The 25,644-nt window shown below is 67.4% G+C and carries 22 protein-coding genes; 11 read left to right on the plus strand and 11 right to left on the minus strand.

All coding sequences use genetic code 11. The features are described from left to right. Positions 1–276: 276 nt before the first annotated feature. The 3 genes from ARTB_RS19510 to ARTB_RS19520 form a co-directional block, all read right to left on the minus strand. Positions 277–957, minus strand: coding sequence for a FadR/GntR family transcriptional regulator (locus ARTB_RS19510; protein WP_028276684.1), 681 nt, complete (start codon positions 955–957; stop codon positions 277–279). Continuing rightward, positions 954–2,246, minus strand: coding sequence for an MFS transporter (locus ARTB_RS19515; RefSeq protein ID WP_243181981.1), 1,293 nt, complete (start codon positions 2,244–2,246; stop codon positions 954–956). Before ARTB_RS19515 ends, ARTB_RS19510 begins: the two co-directional genes overlap by 4 nt. A 133-nt stretch (positions 2,247–2,379) precedes the next feature. Then, positions 2,380–3,822 (minus strand): PucR family transcriptional regulator, encoded by a 1,443-nt coding sequence (locus tag ARTB_RS19520; protein ID WP_028276686.1) that lies wholly within the window; start codon positions 3,820–3,822, stop codon positions 2,380–2,382. A 146-nt stretch (positions 3,823–3,968) separates the two neighbouring features. On the opposite strand from ARTB_RS19520, the gene ARTB_RS19525 reads away from it, so the two are divergent. Continuing rightward, positions 3,969–5,399 carry a gamma-aminobutyraldehyde dehydrogenase gene (locus ARTB_RS19525; RefSeq protein WP_028276687.1) on the plus strand — a complete coding sequence of 477 codons (1,431 nt, stop codon included), beginning with the start codon at positions 3,969–3,971 and terminating at the stop codon, positions 5,397–5,399. 84 nt (positions 5,400–5,483) lie between these two features. Then, positions 5,484–6,848, plus strand: coding sequence for a 4-aminobutyrate--2-oxoglutarate transaminase (gabT, locus tag ARTB_RS19530; protein ID WP_243181982.1), 1,365 nt, complete (start codon positions 5,484–5,486; stop codon positions 6,846–6,848). A 163-nt stretch (positions 6,849–7,011) separates the two neighbouring features. Here the strand turns inward: gabT and ARTB_RS19535 are convergent, their stop codons facing one another. After that, positions 7,012–7,791, minus strand: a complete 780-nt coding sequence (locus ARTB_RS19535; protein WP_243181983.1) for an AMIN-like domain-containing (lipo)protein — start codon at positions 7,789–7,791, stop codon at positions 7,012–7,014. Between the two features lie 191 nt (positions 7,792–7,982). Here ARTB_RS19535 and ARTB_RS19540 point away from each other — a divergent pair, with 191 nt between their 5' ends. Then, complete coding sequence (locus tag ARTB_RS19540) at positions 7,983–8,855, plus strand: universal stress protein (RefSeq protein ID WP_243181984.1); 873 nt, start codon at positions 7,983–7,985, stop codon at positions 8,853–8,855. Here ARTB_RS19540 and ARTB_RS19545 read toward each other — a convergent pair. The 4 genes from ARTB_RS19545 to rarD all read right to left on the minus strand — a co-directional run bounded on the left by ARTB_RS19545 (position 8,822) and on the right by rarD (position 12,759). After that, complete coding sequence (locus tag ARTB_RS19545) at positions 8,822–9,643, minus strand: class I SAM-dependent methyltransferase (protein ID WP_243181985.1); 822 nt, start codon at positions 9,641–9,643, stop codon at positions 8,822–8,824. The genes ARTB_RS19540 and ARTB_RS19545 overlap by 34 nt on opposite strands. A 65-nt stretch (positions 9,644–9,708) precedes the next feature. Then, complete coding sequence (locus tag ARTB_RS19550; protein WP_243181986.1) at positions 9,709–11,241, minus strand: putative bifunctional diguanylate cyclase/phosphodiesterase; 1,533 nt, start codon at positions 11,239–11,241, stop codon at positions 9,709–9,711. After that, positions 11,228–11,632 carry a DUF7793 family protein gene (locus ARTB_RS19555; RefSeq protein ID WP_243181987.1) on the minus strand — a complete coding sequence of 135 codons (405 nt, stop codon included), beginning with the start codon at positions 11,630–11,632 and terminating at the stop codon, positions 11,228–11,230. The genes ARTB_RS19550 and ARTB_RS19555 overlap by 14 nt, the downstream gene beginning before the upstream one ends. A 92-nt stretch (positions 11,633–11,724) precedes the next feature. Then, a complete protein-coding gene (rarD, locus tag ARTB_RS19560; RefSeq protein WP_439954154.1) occupies positions 11,725–12,759 on the minus strand; it encodes an EamA family transporter RarD in 1,035 nt (344 codons plus the stop codon). 121 nt (positions 12,760–12,880) lie between these two features. Between rarD and ARTB_RS19565 the strand changes: the two genes are divergently transcribed. The 6 genes from ARTB_RS19565 to ARTB_RS19590 all read left to right on the plus strand — a co-directional run bounded on the left by ARTB_RS19565 (position 12,881) and on the right by ARTB_RS19590 (position 20,426). Continuing rightward, positions 12,881–14,326, plus strand: coding sequence for an FAD-dependent oxidoreductase (locus ARTB_RS19565; protein WP_243181988.1), 1,446 nt, complete (start codon positions 12,881–12,883; stop codon positions 14,324–14,326). Positions 14,327–14,431: 105 nt separating this feature from the next. Continuing rightward, complete coding sequence (locus ARTB_RS19570) at positions 14,432–15,811, plus strand: GAF domain-containing protein (protein ID WP_243181989.1); 1,380 nt, start codon at positions 14,432–14,434, stop codon at positions 15,809–15,811. A gap of 133 nt (positions 15,812–15,944) precedes the next feature. Further along, on the plus strand, positions 15,945–17,468 hold the full coding sequence (gene exaC, locus ARTB_RS19575; RefSeq protein WP_243181990.1) for an acetaldehyde dehydrogenase ExaC: 1,524 nt from the start codon (positions 15,945–15,947) through the stop codon (positions 17,466–17,468). 80 nt (positions 17,469–17,548) lie between these two features. Then, complete coding sequence (locus ARTB_RS19580; RefSeq protein WP_243181991.1) at positions 17,549–17,959, plus strand: DUF779 domain-containing protein; 411 nt, start codon at positions 17,549–17,551, stop codon at positions 17,957–17,959. A 163-nt stretch (positions 17,960–18,122) separates the two neighbouring features. After that, on the plus strand, positions 18,123–19,679 hold the full coding sequence (locus ARTB_RS19585) for an amino acid permease (RefSeq protein WP_243181992.1): 1,557 nt from the start codon (positions 18,123–18,125) through the stop codon (positions 19,677–19,679). Between the two features lie 141 nt (positions 19,680–19,820). Next, entirely contained in the window at positions 19,821–20,426 is a 606-nt protein-coding gene (locus ARTB_RS19590) for a TetR/AcrR family transcriptional regulator (protein WP_028276965.1), read from the plus strand. A gap of 8 nt (positions 20,427–20,434) precedes the next feature. Here ARTB_RS19590 and ARTB_RS19595 read toward each other — a convergent pair whose 3' ends face one another. The 3 genes from ARTB_RS19595 to ARTB_RS19605 all read right to left on the minus strand — a co-directional run bounded on the left by ARTB_RS19595 (position 20,435) and on the right by ARTB_RS19605 (position 23,263). Next, positions 20,435–21,085 (minus strand): DUF2461 domain-containing protein, encoded by a 651-nt coding sequence (locus ARTB_RS19595; RefSeq protein WP_243181993.1) that lies wholly within the window; start codon positions 21,083–21,085, stop codon positions 20,435–20,437. Between the two features lie 188 nt (positions 21,086–21,273). Next, complete coding sequence (locus ARTB_RS19600; RefSeq protein WP_028276967.1) at positions 21,274–22,773, minus strand: catalase; 1,500 nt, start codon at positions 22,771–22,773, stop codon at positions 21,274–21,276. Positions 22,774–22,795: 22 nt separating this feature from the next. After that, the gene (locus tag ARTB_RS19605; RefSeq protein WP_243181994.1) at positions 22,796–23,263 is read right to left on the minus strand and encodes a Fur family transcriptional regulator; all 468 of its coding nucleotides are present in this window, start codon (positions 23,261–23,263) and stop codon (positions 22,796–22,798) included. A gap of 102 nt (positions 23,264–23,365) precedes the next feature. On the opposite strand from ARTB_RS19605, the gene ARTB_RS19610 reads away from it, so the two are divergent. Both ARTB_RS19610 and htpX read left to right on the plus strand, forming a co-directional pair. Then, positions 23,366–24,637, plus strand: coding sequence for an MFS transporter (locus tag ARTB_RS19610; RefSeq protein WP_243181995.1), 1,272 nt, complete (start codon positions 23,366–23,368; stop codon positions 24,635–24,637). 70 nt (positions 24,638–24,707) lie between these two features. Continuing rightward, a complete protein-coding gene (gene htpX / locus ARTB_RS19615; RefSeq protein WP_243181996.1) occupies positions 24,708–25,577 on the plus strand; it encodes a zinc metalloprotease HtpX in 870 nt (289 codons plus the stop codon). Positions 25,578–25,644 lie beyond the last annotated feature (67 nt).

Genomic DNA, 25,644 nt, shown 5'->3' on the forward strand with positions numbered 1-25,644 from the left:
CTGCACTTGTCGCGGGCACCCTCGTGCGGCGTCCTGCCATTCTTAGTGTTGACCGCGGCTGGAGTCCGGTCTACGGCACTAAGACCCTAATGGGCGCCGGTGGAACCGGGTGTCTCTCGGCCGAGCCGGCCCCTGCTGCTGGGCGCAGGGGCCGGCGGTCCGGACTCGGCGCTGACGCCGATGATGACGGAAACCCGCCTGGCCGCGAGGCCGGTGCGCGGGTGGCGGCCGCCACTGAGACAGAGCATCTTCCGCGCACCTTGGGAAAGTCTTGGGTTACTCCTGGAGCCATTCCGCGCAGGAATTCAGGTTCCGGGTGACGCTTTCGACGGCGGCCGCCTCGTCGCGGGCGGCAATCGCGGCCACGAGTTCGTCGTGGCCCTCGTGCGGCAGGCCGTTGAAGCCTCCCCGACGCTGCTGGCGGAGCAGGTCGTTGTGGAATACGCTGCCGAAACTGACATACAGCTCATGCAGCAGCGGGTTGGCGGACGCCTCGGCCACGCGCGCATGGAAGTCCCAGTCTGCCCGTGCCCACGCGGCGTAGTCCTCGGCGAGCCAGGCGGCACGGCGGGCGGTGAGCAATCCGCGCAGGGCGGTGAGGTCGTCGGCCGTCGCATGCCGTGCAGCGAGCCGGGCCGCCTGGGTGTCCAGCCCGACCCGGACCTCGAGGATGTGCTCCTGGGAGTGGTCCTCATACATGCGCTGCGTGGCGCCTGCGATCTCGCTCGTGGCGCGGACATACGTGCCGTCCCCGCGGCGGACCTCGAGCATTCCGCTGTGGGCCAGCGCTTTGATGGCCTCACGCAGGGTGCCACGGGAGACCCCAAAGGCGGCCATCAGCTCAGGTTCGGCCGGAATGCGCTGCTGCAGCGGCCACTCGCCCGAGTGGATCAGGGCCCGCAGCTTGGCAGTGATTTCCTCCGCCAGCGGTGGCCGGTGCGAAGCTGTGAGTGTCATGGCCGGGTTCCTTCCGAGGGGTGCGGGGCGGTGGCCCGCAGTTTTTTGGCTGGCAGTTCCTTGGCCCGCAGCTCCTTCGGGCCGGCCGAGAGCAGGTGGCCAACCGCGATCTGGCCGAGGGCCACGGCCAGCAGCAGGGCCAACGGCAGCGTCCAGGAATTGGTGGCGCTGTGCAACAGGCCCATGCCGAACGGGCCGAGCGTCGCCAGCAGATACCCGGCGGACTGGGCCACGGTGGACAGCGCGGTGGTCTCGGCCGTGCTGCGGCCGCTGCGGCTGATCATCACCATGACCAGCGGGAAGATGCCGAGGCCGAAGCCCACCAGCACAGCGGTCAGGGGAGACCAGGCAGGGGGGAGGACCAGCATGGCCAGGATGCCCAGGGCCATGGTCACGGTGGCAAGGTAGAACGCCGTCCGCAGCATCCGGGGGCGTGAACCGATGGCCACCAGCACCATGCCGGCGGGGACGGAGACGAGCTGCATGAGTCCGAACATGAGCCCGCTGTCGGAGGCGGTGAGGCCCATGGTGGCCAGCATGTAGGGGAACCAGCTGAGCACGGCATAGGCCAGGAGCGCCTGCACCGTGAAGCCGAGGGTGATCAGGGCGCCCGTGCGGGTCCGCAGCAGGGGCCATGGCGAGACCCGGGCAGCCTTGGTCGCGGACGCGTTGCGGTGGGCGTGCACAGCGATCGGGAGGAAGCCGAGGCACGCCCCCAGGGCCAGGAATCCGATCGCGCCGACGCCCGCCGACGGCGAGCCCAGGGCCTGGGCCACCGGAACGATCAGCACGGCGGTGGCGGTGGCGCCTGTGGTCATGGTCAGCGTGTAGACGGCGGTCATGAGGGACGTGCGGTCCGCGAAGTGCACGCGGATGAAAGAGGGCATGGCCACGTTGCAGATGGCCAGCCCGGACATCCCCGCCACGGTGCCGGCCAGCAGCATCCCGGTGGACGGGACGCCGCGGAGCAGCAGCCCGGCGGCCAGCATCACGAGGGAGAGCAGGATGGCTTTTTCCAGCCCCAGCTGCCGGGTGAGCCAGGACGTGGCAGCGCCGGCCACCGCGAAGCACAGCGTGGGGATCGAGGGGAGCAGCGCTGCGATCAGCGGGCCGTAGCCCAGGACAGCCTGCAGGTCGTGGAAAAGCGCGGCGGCGCCGGTGATGCCGGCGCGCAGGTTGAGCCCGATGAGCACGAGCGCCACGACGCCGGCGACGATCACGCCCCGCGGGCGGACCGCGCCGGGTGGAGCTGTCTGGGAAAGTGCGGAAACCGCCGTGCTGCTAGCCATAGCTAAAGGTTAGACGTTTGATGTTTGTGACTCAGCCTTTAGTGGCGAATATCTCTGCATGTGACCCCGCGTTGCTTGAGTTGCGGCTGGTGTGCGGCTGGTGTGCGGCGGTGGTCGGTTGCGGGGCTGCGGGTCAGCGCGGGTGCCGGGCGCTGAGCCGCTGCACCGCGAGCGCGAGCCAGAGCTGCACCCGGTCCGCTGTCTGCGCGGGGTCGTATCCGGTGAGTTCGGTGATCTGCGCCAGCCGGTAGCGGACAGTATTGCGGTGCAGCGTCAGTTCCTCGGCGACGGCCGCCACCGAACCGTTGTTGCCGAGGTAGCTTTCCAGCGTGGCCATGAGTTCGGCGCCGTGCGCCGCGTCGAAGGCCCGCAGCGGGTTCAGGGATTCGCTGGCCATGTCCGCCAGCGGAACGTCCTCGCTGGCCAGCAGCAGCGAGGTCAGGCTCAGCCGCTCGGGCTCGTTGACCGGCAGCCCGTGGCTGGCCGCGTCGCGGGCCTCGAAATAGCTCCAGCGCAGGCCGTTGGGCTTGGTGTACGCCCCGCCTATGCCGATCGTGGCATGGATCCCGGCCTCGGCGAGGTGGTCGCTGAGGCTGCGGGCAAGGGCGCTCGCGCCGCTGCCGTCGTCGGCCACCACCACCACGAGGTCCTTCCCGACGACGGAGCCGACCGCCGCAGCCAGCGGCTGGGGCAGCGACGAGCTTCCCAGCTGTTTCTGGTGGGCGGCCGATTCGGCGAGCAGGACCACGTTCTTGCGGGTGCTGTTGATGCCGACGCCGGCCAGGCGCCGGGTGGCTTCGGACGCCTCCAGCGTCCCGTGGATAACGTCGTCGAGGACCTGGCCCGCCAGCGCCCGCTGCGCCTGCCGTTGCTTGACCATGTTGTTGAGCTCAACGCTGATCAGGTTTTGGGCGTAGCCCACGATGCCCGTGTCCTCGAACGGCTGCTTCACCCACAGGGTGCAGGCGTCGCGGCGTCCCGTGGGGATGGGATAGGACGCCCAGCCCTCGGCCTTGGGCGCCGGGTGGCCGGCAACGCTGTTGTACAGCTGGGCGGTGAACTGGGTCAGGACGATCTCGGTGCGCAGCATCGACCCCAGGTGTTTCAGGAGCTCGGCGAGGCCGCCGCCGGTCAGCAGGGCGCGGGCCAGGATCTGGTGCCCGGCGATGAGCCGCTCAAGCTTGACCAGGTGGTCCGCGGACTGGGCGTCGGCCACGAGCTTTCCGATCGCGATGAACGGTGTCTCGTAGGGCACTTCCACCACCGGCAGCCCCCACCGGTTGGCTTCGGCGATCAGGGCCGGCGGAACGGCGTCGTGCGTCAGGCCCACCCCGAACCCGATGCCCACCGCGCCCGCCCGCTGGACCTGACGCACGAACCGGCGCTGCTCCGCGGCACTCTTGAGCCGCATCCCGGTCGTCAGGATCAGTTCGCCGCCATTGAGGAACCGCTGCGGATCCTCCTGTTCGGTGACGGCCACCCAAAGAATGTCCTGGTGCCAGGTGGTTTCGGCGAGTCCGGCCTTGGTGAGATGCAGGGACGGAACTCCCAGTAGGGCTGCGAGTGAAATGGCCATGGATTCAGGATAGCCGGGTGCTGGTCAAGCGCACTAAAGTTCTGCGGGGATGGTGTGCAGGTGCCTATTCCCTGCCTTGGCCTGCTGGCATAGGCTCGTGACCAGTCACACATCCGTCATTGGCAGTAAGAAAGAGGTTGTACACCGTGGTTCAAACCTTGCAGAACTTCATCAACGGCGAGTTCGTCACCCCCGCCGGCACAGGATTGCTGCCCATCGTGAACCCCGCCAACGGCGACGTGGTGGCGCAGGCGCCGATCTCGGTGCAGGCCGACGTCGACGCTGCCATGACGGCAGCCAAGAACGCGTTCAAGACCTGGAAGCACACCACGCCCGGGCAGCGGCAGCTCATGCTGCTCAAGCTCGCGGATGCCGTCGAGGCCAACAGTGACGAGCTCGTGGAGGCCCAGCACCGCAACACCGGCCAGGTCCGCTCCCTGATCGCCTCCGAGGAAGTGGCCGCGGGCGCCGACCAGCTGCGCTTCTTCGCAGGCGCCGCCCGCATCATGGAAGGCAAGTCCGCCGGCGAGTACTTCGAAGGCCACACCTCCTACGTGCGGCGCGAGCCGATCGGCGTCGTTGCGCAGGTGGCCCCCTGGAACTACCCGTTCCTCATGGCCATCTGGAAGATCGGGCCCGCCCTGGCCGCCGGCAACACCGTCGTCCTCAAGCCCTCGGACACCACCCCCGAATCCACCCTGGTGCTGGCCCGGCTCGCCGGTGAGATCTTCCCGGCCGGCGTCCTGAACGTTGTCCTGGGCACCGGCGAAACCGGCGCCATGATGGTCGAGCACAAGGTCCCCGGCCTGGTCTCCATCACCGGTTCCGTCCGCGCCGGCATCGCTGTCGCCTCGGGTGCCGCCAAGGGACTCAAGCGCGCCCACCTGGAACTCGGCGGGAAGGCCCCGGCGATCGTGTTCGCCGACGCCGACATCAAGAAGAGCGCCGCGGCGATCGCCGAGTTCGCCTTCTTCAACGCCGGCCAGGACTGCACGGCCATTACGCGCGTCCTCGTCCAGGATTCGGTGCACGACGACGTCGTTGCCGCCATGGTGGAGCACACCAAGACCCTGCACACCGGCTCGCAGAACGACGAAGACAACTACTTCGGCCCGCTGAACAACGTCAACCACTTCAACGCGGTCACCTCCGTCGTCGAGCACCTGCCGGCGAACTGCAAGATCGAGACCGGCGGCCACCGTGCGGGCGAGAAGGGCTTCTTCTTCGAACCCACCATCGTCACCGGCGCCAAGCAGACCGATGACATCGTCCAGAAGGAAACGTTCGGCCCGGTCATCACGGTGCAGAAGTTCAGCACCGAGGACGAGGCCGTGGAACTGGCCAACGACGTCGAGTACGCCCTGGCCTCGAGCGTCTGGACGACGAACCACGGAACCGCCATGCGCCTGAGCCGCGACCTCGATTTCGGCGCAGTCTGGATCAACACCCACATTCTCCTCACCGCCGAAATGCCGCACGGTGGCTTCAAGCAGTCCGGCTACGGCAAGGACCTGTCCATGTACGGCGTGGAGGACTACACCCGCATCAAGCACGTCATGAGTGCGCTCGACGCATAACGCAGACGCATAAACGCGGATCCGCATAACTCAACCTGACGCATAACTCGCGCGCCTCAACCGCACGCTTAGGAAGGCCTTCCCATGACCACCACCGCACATGACATCACCTACCGGCTCGAGCAGAAGCGCCGCGTCCAGGCCGACTTCCCGGGCCCCAAGTCCGTTGCCTTGACCGAGCGCCGCAAGGCGGTCGTCGCGGCCGGCGTCGCGTCCAGCGTCCCGGTCTTCGTGGCCGACGCCGACGGCGGCATCATCCACGACGTCGACGGCAACTCCTTCATTGACCTCGGCTCCGGCATCGCCGTGACGAGCGTCGGCGCCTCGGACCCCGCCGTCGTCGGCGCCGTGAAGGAAGCCGTGGAGCACTTCACCCACACCTGCTTCATGGTCACGCCGTACGAGGGCTATGTCGCCGTTGCCGAGCAGCTGAACCGCCTCACCCCGGGCGACCACGAAAAGCGCACGGTGCTGTTCAACTCCGGCGCGGAGGCGGTCGAAAACGCCGTCAAGGTGGCCCGCCTGGCCACCGGCCGGGACGCCGTCGTCGCATTCGACCACGCCTACCACGGCCGCACCAACCTGACCATGGCGCTGACCGCCAAGGCCATGCCGTACAAGACTAACTTCGGCCCGTTCGCGCCCGAGGTCTACCGCATGCCGATGAGCTACCCGTTCCGCGAGGAAAACCCGGAGATCACCGGTGCCGAGGCCGCCAAGCGCGTCATCACCATGATCGAGAAGCAGATCGGCGGCGAGCAGGTTGCCGCGATCATCATCGAACCCATCCAGGGCGAAGGCGGCTTCATTGTCCCCGCCGACGGGTTCCTGCCCGCGCTGGCGGACTGGGCCAAGGCCAAGGGCATCGTGTTCATCGCCGATGAGGTCCAGTCCGGCTTCTGCCGCACCGGTGAATGGTTCGCCGTGAACCACGAAGGTGTTGTCCCGGACATCATCACCATGGCCAAGGGCATCGCCGGCGGCATGCCGCTCTCCGCCATCACGGGCCGCGCCGATCTCCTCGACGCCGTCCACCCGGGCGGCCTCGGCGGCACCTACGGCGGCAACCCGGTGGCGTGCGCAGCAGCGCTGGCGTCGATCGGCTCGATGGAGCAGTACGACCTCAACGGCCGCGCCAAGCACATTGAAGAGATCGCCCTCGGCAAGCTGCGCGAACTCGCCGCCGAGCTTGCTGACAGTTCAGTGATCGGTGACGTCCGCGGCCGCGGCGCCATGCTGGCCATTGAACTCGTCCAGGCCGGTTCCAAGGAGCCGAACCCGGAGCTGACCAAGGCCGTCGCCGCAGCCTGCCTCAAGGAGGGTGTCATCATCCTCACCTGCGGCACCTACGGCAACGTCATCCGGCTGCTGCCCCCGCTGGTGATCAGCGACGAGCTGCTGCTGGACGGCCTCGGAGTCCTGGCCGCGGCCATCAAGGCCAACGCCTAGCCCAAGGCCCAGTGAGCTGCCGGGAAGGCGATCCTTTCCCGGCGAGCCGGCGCTACCCGAAAACGGGCGACACAGCGGAGGAGCCGCGGACACCTTGTCCGTGGCTCCTCCGCTGTTTCCGGCTTGGCTTTGTTCGGCCCTGCATCCGGTCCTGCGTCCGGTCCTACTTCCAGGCGGTCGCGTCCAGCTGGATCGCCACCACGTACAGGTGCTGGCCCTGCTCGATCTTCTCCACCTCAGTGACCCGCACCTTCGTCTCCGGAATCGTGCCCATCGGACGGCCGACGCCGATCCCGTAGCTCAGCACGCTTTCGAAGTCCCCGGCCGGCGCGTAGCTGGTGAGCGCCTGGTATCCGATTGCCGGCGGCGGCGCACTGGTCACGGTGCTGGCCGTGCCGTCCGCGGTGTGCGACTGGGCCCCGCGGAAGGTCACCTCGAGGAGGGTTCCCGTGCCGGGCATCGGGATGGGCAGGCCGCTGCCGTCGTCGACGAGTTCGGGGACCGTTTCGACGTCGTAGCTGGGGAAGCCACCGGTGAAGCGGAAGCTCAACTGGTCGTACGGCGGCGCGTCGGAGGGGTGCTGGCCCGCGCCGATGGCGGACAGCGTCGGCAGCGGTGCCGCCGGCGGGGGCGCGATCGGCACAGGGTTCTTGTGGTCCGTGTGGAACGGGGTGGTTGGCCCCGGCACGGACCAGTCGTGGGTGACCGTGGAGGAGATCACCTTGTCGCCTGGTTGCGGCGGCGCCGTTTCGTCGGCATCCCCGGTTGCCGACGGCGACGGGCTGGCGGTCGGGCCGACGGAGGCGGTCGGGGACTGCGACGGCGGCTGGCTGCCGGCGGAGGGCTGCGGGGCCGGCGTGCAGGCGGTCAGGACCAGCAGGAGCGTCAGGGTTCCCACTCCCGCGGTCCGCGTCCGCGTCCGTCCGTTGCGAATGGCGTCCATGGTGCGCTCCCCTCGACCATTACAGCGTAGGTCCGGAAGATTGTGCTGGTCAGGGTAATAAGTCACCACCTTTTGACGTGCCGCTGGACTAGAGTCGTTCCTATCCACTGCAGGAACGCAGACCGGCCGACGTCGCCCGGAACCCCCGGGGCGCAGCTGGCATCTGCCCCAGACCCAAAAGGGGTTCATACATGCGATACGTAGTCGGCTATACACCCACCGAACGTGGTGCGGACGCCGTTGCCTTGGCCTCAGCCATGGCCCGCGCGCAGGGAGCGCATCTCGACCTGGTCTATGTGGTGGATCGGCACACGCCCTATGTGGCGATGAATCCGGAAGGAAACCAGGTCAGCGCCGCGGAGCAGCAGATCCGCTCAGCGGAACGCCAGGGAATGGAACTGGTCCCCGAGGGGCTGGAGGCGCACTTCCATGTCCGCCAGGCAGAATCGTTCGCGGCCGGCCTCATCGAGGCCGCACTCGAGTTCAGGGCCGGCTTGATCGTGGTGGGTGCCGCCAGCAGCGGCCTGTTCAAGCGCCATACCGTGGGCAACGTGGCCAACGCCCTGCTGCACGCTGCCCCGGTACCGGTGGCACTGGCGCCGCGCGGCTACCGCCAGACCGAAGCCATCACGCGTCTGACCCTCGCGGTGGGCCAGCGCGTCGGAGCGGAGGCGGCGATCGACGTCGCGATCGAATCCGCCGAGCGCCGTGGCGTGCCGCTTCGGCTGGTTTCCCTCGTGGAACTGGACGTCGAGGGGGACGGCGGGGAGAACGTCAACGCCGCCCACATCCACGCCAACACCGTCCTCGCTGCCGCCGCGCACCGTCTGCCGGAGGGCCACCATGTCAGCGTGGAGGTCGCGCACGGCCGCACGATCGAGGAAGCGATCGATGACCTGGAATGGGACGACGGCGAGGTCATGATCGTCGGGTCCTCCCGCCTGGCGGAGAAGCACAAACTGTTCATTGGCAGCACGGCTTTCAAGGTGCTGCGGGCGCTTCCGGTTCCGATGGTGGTGGTCCCGCGCGACTACCAGCGGGTGGATGCCTTCCCGGAGGTCTGAGGCGCCGGGGCCAGGACCGCCCAGTACGCGGGAATGCTGCCGGGCGGTCCACCGGCCTCCATCGGCACCGTCTTCAAGACGGTGGGTCCCTCCGCGATGAGGGTCCAGCGGTCCGGGGGAAACACGCGGGAGCGTTGCCCGGCACCGAAGTGGCCCGGTTTCGGCAACGAGGCAATGGCCTGGCGGAGCGGTCCCGGGATCCGCCTGCCGGTGGCGCCGAGTTCCCGCAGGTAGCTCAGGGCGCCGCCCGGCACGTTCGTTTCGACGAGGTAGATCCTGCCCCGGGTGCCCAGGAGCGCTTCGATGGAGCCTGCGAGGCGTGCCTGCCGACGCCGGCTGAGGACATGGAGCACGCCGCGGACAAAGACGTTGGCGTCGCCGAGTTCGCCCGCCAGCGCAGCCGCCGCGGCCGGCTGCGTGGCATCCAGGCTCCGGAAACGGAGGCCTGCAACCTGCGGCTGCGCGGAATGCGCGGCTGCCACGGCCTGGGGTGAGACGTCGACGCCGAGGACCGAGGCGAAGATGTCGGTAAGCCGCCGTGTGATGGTGCCGTTCCCGCAGCCGAGATCGATCACCGGAAGGCTGGTGTCCATCGCGCCGGCCATCACTCGCAGGTGGTGCCGGATCTCTTCGTTCCCGGCGCCCGGGGCGGCGTCCCAGATGACCGGTTCCCGGAGGGATCCCTGGGACACGCCGCGCCAGAAGGCATCCCAGCGCCGGTCCGGGCGGCTGGGACGGTGCAGGGAGAGCACGGCAACCCTGGCCGCGAGCCGGACACTATCTGCCACCCAGTGCACGCGTTTTCCTGTTTTGCGTTTTCCTGTTTTGCGTCTGCCCGCCGGCACGGTTCCTCTCACGCGACCGCGCCGTCTCTGTGCGCGAGCAGGTCCGTCATGTCCGCCACCGGGAGCGGGCGGCTGAAGAAATACCCCTGGCCGAACTCGCAGTTCAGCTGCCGCAGCCTGTTGGCTTGCTCCCTGTCCTCGATGCCTTCGGCGACGGCGCCCAGCCCGGCCGAATGGATCAGCTGCAGGATGGCGGCGACGAAGGTTTCCTGCTGCCGGTCCGTGGTCAGCCCGTCGAGCAGGGACTTATCGATCTTCGCCTGCGCGGCGGGGAGCGTGCGCAGGTAGCTGATGGAGGAATAGCCGGTGCCGAAGTCGTCGATCTCGATCCGGACGCCGAGGTCATTGAGCGACTGCATGGTGGCGGCCACTTCGGGGCCGCCGCGCATGATCGCGGTTTCGGTGATTTCGATCGAGATATGGCGGGGCTCGACGCCGTTCTGGCTCAGCAGGCCTTCGACGTAGGGTGCCAGATCGACGTGGTGCAGGTCCGCGGGGGAGAGGTTGATGTGCGTGCTGAAGTCCGCGGGAAGCCCCGGATCGGACTTCCAGCGGCCGGTTTGTGCGATGGCGTTCCGGAGCACCCAGTGGCCGATTTCCACGGTGAGCCCGGCCTCGTCGGCGGCGTCGAGGAAGGTATCCGGCCCCAGCAGGCCCAAGGCGGGATGGCGCCAGCGGATCAGGGCCTCGGCGCCGGCGATCGCTCCGGTGCGCAGGTCCATGATGGGCTGGTACTCCAGCTCGAGCTGGTCCGTCGCCAGTGCCGTCCGCAGCTCCGCCACCTGGTGGACCCGCTGCTTGGCGGCCTCGTGCATGGCCGCGGAAAACACCAGGAGGGTGTCCCTGCCGCGTTTCTTGGCCTCGTGCATGGCGATGTCGGCATCGCGGATGAGTTCCTCGCTTCGCAGGCCCGGTTCGCCGAGCCGGACACCGGTGCCGGCCGTGAGGGCGACCGCCACACCGCCGGCAATGATTCTGTCCTTCAGTGATTCGCCGAGCCGGGCCGCGGTCTGCAGCACGGACTCCGTGTCCTGGTCCGCGACGAGCACCGCGAATTCATCGCCGCTGAGGCGTGCGATCAAGTGGCCCGGTCCGGCCGCGGCGCTAAGCCGCAGGGCCGTCTCGCGCAGTACGGCGTCCCCGGCGGCGTGGCCGAGGCTGTCGTTGATGAGCCGGAAGGAATCAAGGTCCATCAGGATCAGGGCCGGCTGGCGTCCCGTGCCGGCCCCGGCAACGGCTTCGGCCACTTTTTCCTGCAGCAGCGAGCGGCTGGCCAGGCCGGTCAGCTCATCGGTGTTGATGACGCGCCGGAGTTCGGCTTTGGCCGCCTCCAGGAGCGCGGTCCGCTCGGCGACCCGGACTTCCAGGTCCTCGTACATGCTCTGGAGCTCTTCGGCCAGCAGGTTGATGCCGGTGGTGACTGCGTCTATCCCGTCCCGGGCCGGTGAGACCGGCAGCCGGTTCGACAGATCGCCCGAGGACAGAACCACGATGCCGTCCACGAGTTCCTCGAGGCGGCGGTCATCATCACGCCCCGTCATGGCCCTGTGAGGTCAGCCAGCGGACCGCCTCTTCACCGTTGGTGAAAAAGCGTGTCGGAACCGGCGCGGAATTGACGCCGAGGAAGAAGTTGGCGAGGACCCGGTCCACGGCGGAGGAGCCGAGGAGTGCGATTGCCGAGGCGTCGCAGTGCTTGGCGAACACGGCCCGGGCGGCCCGGCTGACGGAGTCCGTGGTGGCCATGTCGATCAGCAGCGGCGTGGGCCGGCCGCCGCACAACTCATTGACGCGATCCATGGCCAGCTGGGCGTTGGGGGCATCAATCACCACGCCGCGGGCCCACTGAAGGCGCAAGATGCCGTTGCTGTCGAAGTCCAGGGACGAGATGTCGCGCCCGCCCTGAGTTTCACGATCCTCGTGTGGCACCAGCAATCCTCAATTTCGCCCCGACATGTCCCCTTCATGATGACACTAACGCACAGTGGCAGGGGTGCGCAGGCCGCCAACCCGCCGGGGCGGTAGAGCTAGGCGGCGGCGCGGGCCCGTTTCCGGGTCACGGAGTTCTTCCGGGCCGTGTGCAGCATGTCCACGGTCAGTACCAGCAGCGCCAGCCAGACGACGCCGAAGCCGGCCCACCGGTCCGGTGTCATTGTTTCCTTGAACACGACGAGCGCCACGATGAACTGCAGGACGGGCGCGAAGTACTGCAGCAGGCCGATCGTGGTCATCGGCAAGCGGCGGGCGGACGCACCGAAGAACAGCAGGGGCACCGCGGTGATGACGCCTGACGCCACCAGCAGCCAGAAATGTCCCGCACCGTTTGCGGCCAGAGTTGCCGACCCGCTGACGGCGAGGAAGATCATGGTGGCCGCAGCTACGGGCGCCAGGACGATCGTCTCCACGGTGAGGCTTGTGATCGCCTCCGCCCGCGGGCCCACGCGCTTCTTGACGAATCCGTACAGGCCAAAGCTCAGCGCGAGTGTCAGTGCTATCCAGGGGAGCTTGCCGTAGGAGACCGTCAGCACGCCGACGGCCACGAAGCCGATGCCGACCGCGGCCCACTGCAGCGGCCGCAGCTTCTCCTTCAGGACGAAGACCCCCAGCAATACGGAGACCAGCGGGTTGATGAAGTAGCCCAGGGAGGCCTCGACGGCCTGGCCGGTGGTCACGCCGTAGGTGTACGTCAGCCAGTTCACCGCGATCAGGGCAGCGGCGACGGACAGCGGCCAAACCACAGTGCGGTCCCGGAAAGCAGCAGCCAGCACCCGCCAGGACCGTGTGACGGTGATGAGCAGGACGCAGAACAGGAGGGACCAGACCACCCGGTTGGCAACGATTTCGACCGCGCCGGCCGGATGCAGGACATAGAAGTACAGGGGCAGCAGCCCCCAGAGCCCGTAGGCGCCGATGCCGAACAGGATTCCCGCCGTCGTGTCCTTGTCCACCGGTGCCGGTCCGCCCGGCCGGGCCGGCACCGGCCCTGCCCCAGCGGCCGGGCTGGCCGGCGCTGTCAAGGGGGCGGGGGACAAGGATCCTTCGGGCTTAGGCACAAAACCAATAACACCACCTGCGCGACGCCTATTCCTGCCAATCGGAGCGCGAGCAGGCCGGTCACATTTAGAATAGGGGCCTGTGCGCTGTATCTACTGGCGCTGTCCCTAAGACTCAGAAGGGCTCCCGGTGTCCAACTCGGCCGAATCCACATCCTCTCGTCCCCTCCGTGTCGCGATTGTTGGCGCGGGCCCGGCCGGTGTCTACGCCGCGGACATCCTGACGAAATCCAATGAGGTCAAGGACGGCGACTTCCAGGTCAGCATCGACCTCTTCGAGGCCTATCCGGCGCCCTACGGCCTCATCCGCTACGGGGTGGCTCCCGACCATCCGCGGATCAAGGGGATTGTCAATGCGCTCCACAAGGTCCTGGACCGCGGAGACATCCGGTTCCTCGGCAACGTCACCTATGGCCGGGACCTGACGCTGCATGACTTCCGCGCGTTCTACGACGCCGTCATCTTCTCCACCGGCGCCATCAAGGACGCGGACCTGGATATTCCCGGGATCGGCCTGGAGGGATCCTTCGGCGGGGCCGACTTCGTCTCCTGGTACGACGGCCACCCGGACGTGCCGCGGGACTGGCCGCTGGAGGCCAAGGAGATTGCGGTGATCGGCAACGGCAACGTGGCCCTCGACGTGGCCCGCATGCTGGTCAAGCACGCCGATGAACTCCTGGTCACCGAAATCCCGGACAACGTCTACCGGGCGCTCAAGGATTCGCCGGTCACCGACGTCCACGTGTTTGGCCGCCGCGGCCCGGCCCAGGTGAAGTTCACGCCGCTGGAGCTGCGCGAACTCAGCCACGCCAAGGACGTGGACATCGTCCTGTATCCCGAGGACTTCGAATTCGACGAGGCCTCGGACGAGGCCGTTCGCAGCAACAACCAGATCCGGACCATGGTCAACACCCTCACGAACTGGCTCGTCGAGGAGCACGCCGAGGCCGAGGAACCGTCCTCGCGCCGGCTGCACCTGCACTTCCTGCACAGCCCCGTCGAAATCTATGGAACAACAGACGACGCCGCGAACCCCGGCAAGGTCGCCGGCATCAAGTTCGAACGCATGCAGCTGGACGGCACCGGGAACGTCAAGGGCACCGGTGAGTTCCTCGACTACCCGGTCCAGGCCGTCTACCGCGCGATCGGCTACCACGGTTCGCCGCTGGATGAGCTGGAATACGATGCCCGCCGCGGCGTCGTCCCGAACGAAGGCGGCCGCGTGCTCGACGCCGAGGGCAACCCCGTGCCCGGAATCTACGCCACGGGCTGGATCAAGCGCGGCCCCGTCGGGCTGATCGGCCACACCAAGGGCGACGCGCTGGAGACCATCGGCTTTCTGCTGGAGGACCGGCTGACGCTGCCGCCGGCGCAGAACCCGGACCCGCAGGCCATCATCGACCTGCTCAAGGAGCGCGGCATCGAGTACACCACGTGGGAAGGGTGGATCAAGCTCGATGCCCACGAGCTTGCCCTCGGCGCCGAGTGGTCCGCGGCGGAGTCCGCCAACGGCATCGAACGGGAGCGCATCAAGGTGGTGCCGCGCGAGGACATGATCGAGATTTCCCGCGGGTAGCAGGGGCGGTTCCCGGCGTCTCTGGCGGGTGGCCTGCAGGCCCATTAGACTGGGCCGGACGTGGCTGCCTCCGGCACGCCATCGAGCCCGTCCAGTGGGAGTTCAATGAAGAACCTGGTCCATCCGGCAGCATTGTTACCGCCAACAGGCGGGGTCACCGCACAGCTGCGCCAGCAATATGCCAGTGCGGGCCATGAGCAGCTGGACTCCCGTGGACTGGCGTTCTCCGAGGGCCTACAGTTGCCCGGTATCAGCACCCTGATTCAGGAATCGTGGCAGCGTTCCGTCCAGCTGCACGCCAACCCGGACAACCCCGAAGCCCCGCTCGCCATGGACCGCGAAGAACTCGAAGCATACCGGCGGCAGCACCCCCTGGCCGCCATCATGCCCGTGATCCACAAGCTGCTGGTCCTGCCCAGCCACGACAGCGGCATGCTGGTGGCCGTGGGGGACGAGGTGGGCCGGCTGCTCTGGGTCGAAGGCGACGCCGCCATGCGGCGCCGGGCCGAAGGGATGATGTTCGTCCCGGGAGCCGACTGGTCCGAGGCAACCGTTGGCACGAGCGCCCCGGGTACGGCGCTGGCCCTCGGCCGCGGCATCCAGATTTCCGGCGCCGAACACTACAAGCGCTCCGTCCACCCGTGGAGCTGCACGGCCGTGCCGTTCCACGATCCTGATTCCGGCGCCCTGCTGGGAGTCGTGGACATCACCGGCACGGAATCGGCCGTCGCCGCGCATACGTTGTCCCTCGTCGAAGCGACAGTGGCCGCCGCCCAGGCGCATCTGCGGGTGGAACGGCTGCAGCTGGCCGCAGCCGGGCAGTCCCCGGCGTCCCGGCGGCGGAGCCCGGCGCCGAAAACGTCCGGGGACCCGGGCGCCAACAGCCTCTACCGCAACAGTCTCCAGCTGCTCGGCCGGGACCAGGCGCTGCTCAGCATCGACGGCCGCACCGTGGCCCTGTCCGCCCGGCACAGCGAAATCCTGGCCCTGCTCAGCACCCACTCTGAAGGGCTGAACGCGGAGGAGCTCTGCACCCTGCTCTACCCCGGGGATGCCTCCACCATGACGCTGCGGGCCGAGATGGTGCGCCTGCGCAAGGTCCTGCATCAGCTCAACCCGGACGCGGTCCCGGAATCCCGGCCCTACCGGCTGCCAATGGACCTGTTGCCGGACTCCGGCCAGGTCCTCAACTGCCTGCAGCGCGGTGCCCACCGGATAGCGCTGGAAATTTACCGCGGCGCCGTGCTGCCCCGCTCCGAGGCGCCCGGCATCGCCGAGCTGCGGAGCCGGGTCTCTTCCCTGCTGCGCGAGGCCGTGCTGACGGACGGCAGCGCGGAATCGCTCCTGAAGTACGCCGAGCTGCCCGAGGCAAGGGACGACGTCGAGGTCCGGTCCGCCGCACTGAAGCTGCTGCCGCCCCGCTCGCCCAAGCGCGCCGCCGTCGTCGCAGATCTCGAACGGCTGGACAGGGAACTGAGCGCCTGACCGGCCTTTCCCGGGAAAGTGACCCGGATCACTTGCTTGCAACCTGACTGCAACCTTCCGGCTTCTACGCTGTAGGCAACGGTGAGCGCCAGAAACTGGCCGCCACAAATTTTGCACAGCAAAGGAGCTAGCAATGACTGTCTACGCCCAGCCCGGTACCGAGGGCTCGAAGGTCACCTTCAAGGACCGCTACGAGAACTGGATCGGCGGCGAATGGGTTGCCCCGGTCAAGGGCCAGTACTTCGAGAACATCACCCCCGTCACCGGCAAGGTCTTCTGCGAGGTGGCCCGCGGCACCGCCGAGGACATCGAGTTGGCGCTGGACGCGGCCCACAAGATTGCCCCGTCCTGGGGCAAGACCTCCGTGGCCGAGCGTGCCTCGATCCTGAACAAGATCGCCGACCGGATCGATGAGAACCTGGAGATGCTCGCCGTCGCCGAATCCTGGGACAACGGCAAGCCGATCCGCGAAACCCTCAACGCCGACATTCCGCTCGCTGCGGACCACTTCCGCTACTTCGCCTCCGCCGTGCGCGCGCAGGAGGGACGACTGTCCCAGCTCGACGACGACACCACGGCCTACCACTACCATGAGCCGCTCGGCGTCGTCGGCCAGATCATCCCGTGGAACTTTCCGATCCTGATGGCCGTCTGGAAGCTCGCGCCGGCCCTCGCCGCCGGCAACGCCGTCGTCCTGAAGCCGGCCGAGCAGACACCGTCCTCGATCCTGGTGCTGATGGAACTGATCGGCGACCTGCTGCCGGCCGGTGTCCTCAATGTGGTCAACGGCTTCGGCGTCGAGGCCGGCAAGCCGCTGGCCTCCAGCCCCCGTATCCGCAAGATCGCCTTCACCGGCGAAACCTCGACCGGACGGCTGATCAGCCAGTACGCCAGCCAGAACCTGATCCCGGTCACGCTGGAGCTCGGCGGCAAGAGCCCGAACATCTTCTTCAACGACGTCGCGGACACCAATGACGCGTTCTACGACAAAGCCCAGGAGGGCTTCACGCTCTTTGCCTTCAACCAGGGTGAAGTCTGCACCTGCCCATCCCGCGCGCTGGTCCAGGAAGACATCTACGATTCCTTCATGGCCGACGCCGTGGCCCGGGTGGAGAAAATCATCCAGGGCAACCCGCTGGACACCGAAACCCAGCTCGGCGCCCAGGCCTCCAACGACCAGCTGGAAAAGATCCTGTCCTACATCGACATCGGAAAGCAGGAGGGCGCCAAGGTGCTCACCGGCGGCGGCCGGGCCGAAATGCCCGGAGATCTGGCCGGCGGCTACTACGTCCAGCCGACCATCTTCGAAGGCCACAACAAGATGCGGATCTTCCAGGAGGAAATCTTCGGCCCGGTGGTGTCCGTAACCCGCTTCAGCGACTACAACGACGCCATGGGCATCGCCAACGACACCCTCTACGGCCTCGGCGCCGGCGTCTGGTCCCGCAACGGCAACGTCGCCTACCGCGCCGGCCGCGAGATCCAGGCCGGCCGTGTGTGGGTCAACAACTACCACGCCTACCCCGCCGGTGCCGCGTTCGGCGGGTACAAGTCCTCCGGCATCGGCCGCGAGAACCACTCCATGATGCTGGACCACTACCAGCAGACCAAGAACCTCCTGGTCAGCTACAACGAAAACAAGCTCGGCTTCTTCTAAGCCGCATTGACCCGGGCGGGGCGGATCGCGAACGATCCGCCCCGCCCGCACCACTTTCCGGACCAGCCAGGGAGACCCCAATGACCCAGACCAGGCTCGACGCCGCCGTGACCCGCCCCGGGGAGGAATTCTCCCGGGTGGCGCTCATGCCGGAGTCCGTGGACCTGCTCCGCAAGCTCTGGACGCAGCACGGGCCTTTGATGTTCCACCAGTCGGGCGGCTGCTGCGACGGATCCTCACCCATGTGCTATCCGGCGGGGGAGTTCCTGACCGGCGACTCCGACGTCCTGTTGGGCCTGTTCGACATCTCCGACGGATTGCAGCCCCAGCCGCTGGAATTCTGGATGTCGCGTGAACAGTTCAACTACTGGAGCCACACGCACCTGACCGTCGACGTCGTCCCCGGCCGGGGGAGCGGCTTCTCGGTGGAAGCGCCGGAAGGCAAACGGTTCCTCATCCGCTCGACGCTGATGGAAAACTGGCCCGTCTGACCCGCCCCCCGGCCCGGCCGGAGCCGCCCGCGGAGCAGCTTCCGCGGCGGCTCCGGCCGGGCCTTTGTCTCACTATGCGGGACAAATCGGGCCGTCCAGTGGATGGACTCTAAGATGGATAGGTCTGTTTCCACCCCAGTTATCGAGATTGCGGACTTTCCTAATGAACCTTTTCCGGACCAAATCCATCGAGCAGTCCATGTCCGACGCCGATGAACCCGGACGCAAGCTGAAGCGCACGCTAAGCACGTGGGACCTCATGATCATGGGGGTCGCGGTTGCCGTGGGCGCCGGGATCTTCTCGGTCGGCGCCAAGGCCGCCGCGAACTTTGCCGGCCCCGCCGTCACCATTTCCTTCGCGATCGCCGCCGTCACCTGCGCGCTCGCCATCATGTGCTACGCCGAGTTCGCCACGGCCATCCCGGTGGCAGGCTCGGCCTACGTCTTCACCTACGCGACCATGGGTGAGATCCTGGCGTGGATCATCGGCTGGAACCTGATCCTCGAACTCTTCACGGCCGGCGCCGTGATCGCGAAGTACTGGGGCATCTACCTCAGCAAAGTCTTTGCGCTCATGGGCGTGGACATTCCGCCGTCGATCTCCCTGGGCGGCATCGACCTCTACTGGGGCGCCTTCCTGATCGTTGCCATCTTCACCGTGCTGCTGGTCCTCGGGACCAAGCTCTCCGCCCGCGTCGGCAACATCTTCACGCTCATCAAGATCGCGGTGGTCCTCTTCGTGATCGTCGTCGGCTTCACGTACGTGAAGTTCGAGAACTACGCCCCGTTCGTCCCGGCCTCCGAGCCGACCGGAGGCACCGGAACCGCGGATGTCCTCAAGCAGTCGTTCTTCGGCTTCCTGACTGGCGCCGCCCCGGCCCAGTACGGAACCCTCGGGATCTTCGCCGGCGCCGCCCTGGTCTTCTTCGCCTTCATCGGCTTCGACGTCGTCGCCACCTCGGCCGAAGAGGTCAAGAACCCGCAGAAGACGCTGCCCCGCGGCATCTTCGGCGGCCTGGCAATCGTTACCGTGCTGTACATCCTGGTGTCGCTGGCGTTGACCGGCATGGTGTCCTACACCCAGCTGGCCGAGGCCAAGAACCCGACGCTCACCACCGCCTTCGAAGCGGTCGGCAATACCGACGCCGCCAAGGTCATTGCCTTTGGCTCCCTCGTGGGCCTGACCACCGTGATCATGGTGCTGCTCATGGGCCTCTCGCGCGTGGTGCTCGCGATGAGCCGCGACGGCCTGCTTCCGCGCTCCCTGTCCAAGACCAGCTCGGTGCGGGGGACGCCGGCCCGCCTGCAGATCATCTGCGGCGCCGGAGTGGCGCTCGTCGCCGGCCTGACCAACGTGGACCTGCTCGAGGAAATGATCAACATCGGGACCCTGTCCGCCTTCGTGATGGTGAGCCTTGGCATCCTGGTGCTGCGCAAGAAGCGCCCGGACCTGAAGCCGGCCTTCCGTGTCCCGTTCGGCAAGGTGCTCCCGGTCGTCTCTGCGGTCCTGTGCCTGTACCTCATGACGAACCTGGCCGTGGAAACCTGGATCTTCTTCGCCATCTGGCTCGTGATCGGTATTGCGATCTACTTCGCCTACGGCCAGCGCCACTCCCGGCTGAATGAAAAGTTCGCGGAGGCCCGCGCCTCGGTGAACGGCACGGCCAGCGCGGCCGGAGCGCCCGCGGAGGACAACGAGGACGCGCTCACCCGCTCCTGAGACGGGAGCGATCGGCCCCGCCGCATCGAGGTCGCCGCAGCCGTGCGAATTCGCTGGAAATTTCCGGCGTAACCGCACGGCTCCGGCGACTTCGGCGTTGGTGCGCCGCTCCGTAATGGCGGTGCTCCCTAAGATGGACACATGGCCCGCCCAGCAAGACCGGAACGCAAATCAGAGTTGCTGTCGGCAATTCTCGACTACCTCATGGACAAGACCCTGGCGGAGCTGACGTTTCGCGGCCTGGCCGACGGGCTGGGTGTCAGCAGCTACGTCCTGGTCTACCACTTCGGGCACCGCGAACAGCTGATCAACGAGATCATCCGCGGCATCGAGTCCCGGCTGGACAGCATCCGCGCCACCGACGTCAGGGACATCGACCGGGACGCGTGGCGGGCTTTCCTGCTTGAGTCCTGGCAGTGGACCATGGCGCAGCGCAACCGGCACCTGGCCCGGCTTGAATTTGAGGCCACGGCGCAGGACATTGTGGCGGCGGTGCCGCGCGGCACAGCGCAGGAGCACTTCCGGATGCTGCACGAGAAGGCCCGGGACTGGCTGGTCATCCAGGGCATCCAGCCGGAATTCGCCGACACCGACGCCCGGCTGTTCACGGCCGCGTTCTACGGGCTGCAGTTCGATTTCGTCGTCAACAACCAGCCAGAGGAAGCCACCAAGGCCTTTGAGCTGATGATGCTGGTCTTCTTCAACAACCTCGACAGGCGCCTCGCCACCGACGGCCAGCACATCTGAGCAGAACGTCAGGGAGCAGCGTAGCGGCCCTCCCACTCCACGAGGGGGCGCAGTTGCTCCCAGCGCTGTGCCACTTCCTCCACCGCCCCGGGACCGGCAAGCCAGCCGGGCTGGCCCACGTTGACACCTGCCGTGAGGGATTTGTGCTTGAGCAGCTCCGCCCGGGGATGGTCCTTGTCGAAGCCCCGCGGCACCGTTTTTAGCCGTTCGCCCTCCACCGCGAACCCTGCCGCCTCGACCTTCCGCACGATCGCCTGGAGGGCGTCGCCGCTGGCGGGATCGTCCACGGCACCGCGAAAGCGTGCCAGCTGGGCCGGAGTGTGGGTGTGGCAGCCGCCGCCGATCAGGAGGCCGTCGGCGCTGAGCTGGATATAGAAGCCCACGCCTTCGTCCACCGCCGCGAAGGCCCCCTGCGCGGTCTTATAGGGTGACTTGTCCGGCGAGAACCGGACATCCCGGTTGGGGCGAAAGAGCTTGGCCGGTCCGAAGCGTGGCTCCAGCTCGGCCAGCAGTTGGGTCAGAGGCCCCTTCACCGCGGCCTCGTAGACCGGCTTGTGCTCGAGCCACCAGTCCCGGTTGTTGTTCTGTTCAAGATCGGCGTAGAACCGGAAGGCGTCACTTGGAATGCCTGCGAATGGAGTGCCAACGAAAGCGGTCATGCCCAAATCCTATGGAGCCGCGGCACGCGGTGGCGAGGGCCACGCGCACCCATGTGGATAACCGCAAAACGCCCCGCCACGGAGTCCGTGGCGGGGCGTTCTGTTGGCTCCAGCTGTCACCGAATGCCGGTCACCGGCCGCCCAGGCGACCGTCAAGGCCGGCAATCAGGCAACCTTCGACGCAACTATCAGACCTTGTTGGCGGCCTCGGCGTCGGACTCAACCTGGCCGGCACCGAGGTTGGCGCGCAGCTTGGCGCCGAATTCAGCGTCGACGTTGGTCCAGTACGCGATGGCGCGTTCCTTGATGCTGGCGTTCTTGACGCCGCTGACGGCGCCGGTGACGGTCTCCAACAGGCGGGCCTTCTCGCCGTCGTTGTACACCTCGCGGTACAGCGTGCCGGCCTGGCCGAAGTCGCCGTCCTCGGCATGCAAGGAGTGCGCGGAGAGCGTGAGCTCGCCGTCGTTCTCCCAGCCGCCGCCCGCAACGCCGGGCTCAACGGCAGCCGGACCGCCCACAGAGTTCGGTGCGTACACCGGAACGGACGGGGCGTTGAAGTGGTAACGCCCGGCGCCGTCCTGGCTGTAGTTATTGACCTGGCTCTTGGGCAGGTTCACCGGGAGCTGGGCGTGGTTGGTGCCGACGCGGTAGCGGTGCGCGTCCGCGTAGGAGAAGATGCGGGCCTGCAGCATCTTGTCCGGGGAGGCGGCGATTCCCGGCACGAAGTTCGACGGCGCGAAGGTGGCCTGCTCGATCTGCGCGAAGTAGTTCTCCGGGTTCTTGTTCAGCTCCATGGTGCCGACCTTGACCAGCGGGTAGTCCGCGTGCGGCCACACCTTGGTGAGGTCGAAGGGGTTGAAGCGGTACGTCTTGGCGTCCTCGTACGGCATGACCTGGACGTGGAGGTCCCAGGAGGGGAAGTTGCCGGCGGCAATGTTTTCCTGGAGGTCGCGGATGTAGAAGTCGCCGTCGGCGCCGGCAAGGGCCTCGGCCTCGTCCCCGGTCATGGACTTGACGCCCTGGTTGGACTTGAAGTGGTACTTGACCCAGAACCGCTCGCCCTCGGCGTTGATCCACTGGTAGGTGTGCGAGCCGTAGCCCTGCATTTCACGCCAGGAGGCCGGCAGGCCGCGGTCACCCATGAGCCAGGTGACCTGGTGGGCGGACTCGGGGGAGAGGGTCCAGAAGTCCCACTGCATGTCGGCGTCGCGCAGGTGGGTGCCGGGGAGGCGCTTCTGGGAGTGGATGAAGTCCGGGAACTTGATCCCGTCGCGGATGAAGAACACCGGAGTGTTATTGCCGACGAGGTCGTAGTTGCCCTCGGTGGTGTAGAACTTCACGGCGAAACCGCGGGGGTCGCGCCAGGTGTCGGGGGAGCCTGCCTCGCCGGCAACGGAGGAGAAGCGGATGAGCATGTCCGTCTCAACGCCGGGCTGGAACAGTGCGGCCTTGGTGTACTTCGAGACGTCCTCTGTGGTCTTGAAGGTACCGAAGGCGCCGCCGCCCTTGGCGTGCACGACGCGCTCCGGGACGCGCTCGCGGTTGAACTGCGCGAGCTTCTCGATCAGGTAGTGATCGGTCAGGATGATCGCGCCGTCGGCGCCGACGGACTTGGAGTGGGCGTCGGAAGTGACGGGAGCCCCGGACTGTGTCGTGGACACGGCGGGCGCAGAGATGATCTCAGTCATAGTTCTCCTTGGGTTGGGTTTCTTAGTTTCGTTCGGAGGGAAGCTGTTGGGTGCGCTGGCAGTCCTGGCAGATGCCCTGGTACAGCACATCCGCGATCTGGATGGTCATCGGCTTGGCGTCCGCGTTCCAGTGCGGGGTCAGGCAGGGTGCGTGGCCCACGGCGCATTCGACGTCCTCCACCCGGCCGCAGCTGATGCACACGGCATGGTGGTGGTTGTCCCCGACCCGCGTCTCGTACAGCGCGGGGGAGTGCGGGGGCTCAAAACGGCGCAGCATGTGCAGATCCGTGAGGTCCCCGAGGACCACGTAGACAGACTGGGCGGTCAGGTCCGGCAATTCCTGCCGGGCGGCGGCAAGGATTCCCTCTGCCGGCGAATGCGGGTGATGTTCGACGGCGGCCAGCACGGCCAGGCGCTGCTTGGTCACCCGGCGGCCGTGGGCACGCAGGGCGGCTGCCCATGCGTCGTGGGTACCCGAGGAATCCGTCATACCCCCATTCAAGCACTTATTATGACTGCCTCACAATAAGGCGTGGCTAATATTGTCCGGCCGTGTCACAGGGCAGTCCCGGTTCGCCACTAGAGTTGCCCGGTGGAGAAATTGCTGGCGGACATCACGCCGTTGCGTGAAAGTCCGGCCTTCCGCCGTCTGTGGCTTGGGTCCGCCGTCTCCGCCCTGGGCAGCCAACTGACCTTGGTGGCCGTCAGCCTGGAGGTCTACCGGCTGACCCAGGACAGCCTCTACGTGGGCCTGCTGAGCCTCTTCGCCCTCGTGCCGCTGGTCTTTGGCGGCCTCCTGGGCGGCTCGATCGCCGACGCCCATGACCGCCGCACCGTGGCCCTGCTGGCCTCGTCCGTCCTCTGGCTGACCACCGCCGCGCTGGCCCTCCAGGCGTGGCTGGAAGTGGGCAACGTGTGGCTGCTCTATGCGCTCGTGGCGGTGCAGAGCGGTGCCCAGGCCATCAACCAGCCGGCACGCAGCGCCATCATCCCGGTGCTGGTGCGCAAGGAGTTGCTGCCGGCCGCAAATGCCCTGAGCATGATGATTTTCGGGCTGACCATGACCGCCGGCCCGCTGCTGGCCGGCGTGCTCGTGGCATGGGTGGGGTTCGGCTGGACGTACACGATCGACGTCATCAGCTTTGCGTTTGCGTTCTGGGCCCTCCTGAAACTGCCTTCCATGCCGCCGGGCGAGCACGCCAGGCCGGCCGGGCTGCGTTCCGTGGTGGAGGGGTTCCGTTTCCTTGGCACCCGGCCCAACCTCCGCATGACGTTCGTGATCGATCTCGTGGCCATGATCTTTGCCCAGCCCCGGGCGCTCCTGCCGGCCGTCGGGGCGTTGATGATCGGTGGCGGTGAGGCCACGGTGGGGATCCTGTTGGCCTCGATGGCCGTGGGGGCGTTCCTGGCCGGCCTGTTCTCGGGGCCGCTGGGCGGCGTCCGCCGGCAGGGGGCCGCGGTGGTGTGGTCCGTGATGGGCTGGGGCGGCTCCGTGGCTGCCTTCGGCCTGGTGGTGGTCCTGGCCGGTCATTCCGGCGACGATGGCGTGGGCATGTGGCTGCTGCCCGCCGCCCTGTGCTGCGCGCTGGCCGGCATCGCGGATTCCGTGAGCGCAGTCTTCCGGACCACCATCCTGCAGGCCTCCACCCCCGACCATCTGCGCGGGCGTCTGCAGGGCGTCTTTGTGGTGGTCGTCGCCGGCGGACCCCGGATCGGGGACATGCTGGCGGGCGGCGCGACTAAACTTTTGAACGAGGGGTGGGTCCTGCTGCTCGGCGGCATGTTGTGCATCGCTGTGGCTTGGATATTGGCCCGCCAGCAGAGTGGATTCCTGCGCTACGACGCGCGGAACCCGGTGCCATAGCGGTTCGTTTTCCTTGGTAGGTCAGTGAATTACAGGGCATCAGCTTGCAGTACACGTATCAGGAGGACCAGTGCACAAGCATCACAACGGACTGAAGACCGCGGCGCTGTTCGGAGTGCTGTGGGCGGTCCTGCTGGGCCTGGGGGCGTTCATCGCCGCGGGGACCCGCAGTGCGGCGCCGATCTGGATCATGGCCCTGATCGGGGTCGGCACCACGGCCTACGGGTACTGGAACAGCGACAAGCTCGCCATCCGTGCCATGCAGGCCTATCCCGTCACGGAGGCCGAGGCGCCCCAGCTGTACCAGATCGTCCGGGAGCTGTCCGGCCGGGCCAACCAGCCGATGCCGCGCATCTACGTCTCGCCCACCATGGCGCCAAATGCCTTCGCCACCGGCCGGAACCCGCAGAACGCGGCAGTGTGCTGCACCGAGGGCATCATGCGGATGCTGGACGCCCGCGAACTGCGCGGCGTCCTGGGGCATGAACTGATGCACGTCTACAACCGGGACATCCTGACGGCGTCGGTGGCCGCCGCCGTCGCCGGCGTCATCACTTCGGTGGCGCAGATGATGTTGCTGTTCGGCGGCGGGGACCGCCGCAATGCGAACCCGTTCGCGGCGATCGCCATGGCCCTGCTTGCCCCGTTCGCCGCATCCCTGATCCAGATGGCCATCTCCCGTACACGGGAGTACGACGCCGACGAGGACGGCTCGTCGCTGACCGGAGATCCGCTGGCGCTCGCCTCCGCCCTGCGCAAGATCGAGCAGGGCGTGCAGCTGGCGCCGTTGCCGCAGGACCAGCGGCTGGTCAACGCCTCGCACATGATGATCGCCAACCCGTTCAAAGGCGGAGGCGTGGCCAAGATGTTCTCCACCCACCCGCCGATGGCCGAGCGGATCGGCCGGCTGGAGCGGATGGCCGGGCGGCCGCTCAGCTGAAGCAGGCTGCGGGTCTGGCGACGCGCGAGTAGTTCCGCGACACGCAAAAGGGCTGGCGACACCGGTA

Source organism: Arthrobacter humicola, assembly GCF_022803015.1.
GTDB lineage: Bacteria > Actinomycetota > Actinomycetes > Actinomycetales > Micrococcaceae > Arthrobacter > Arthrobacter humicola_A.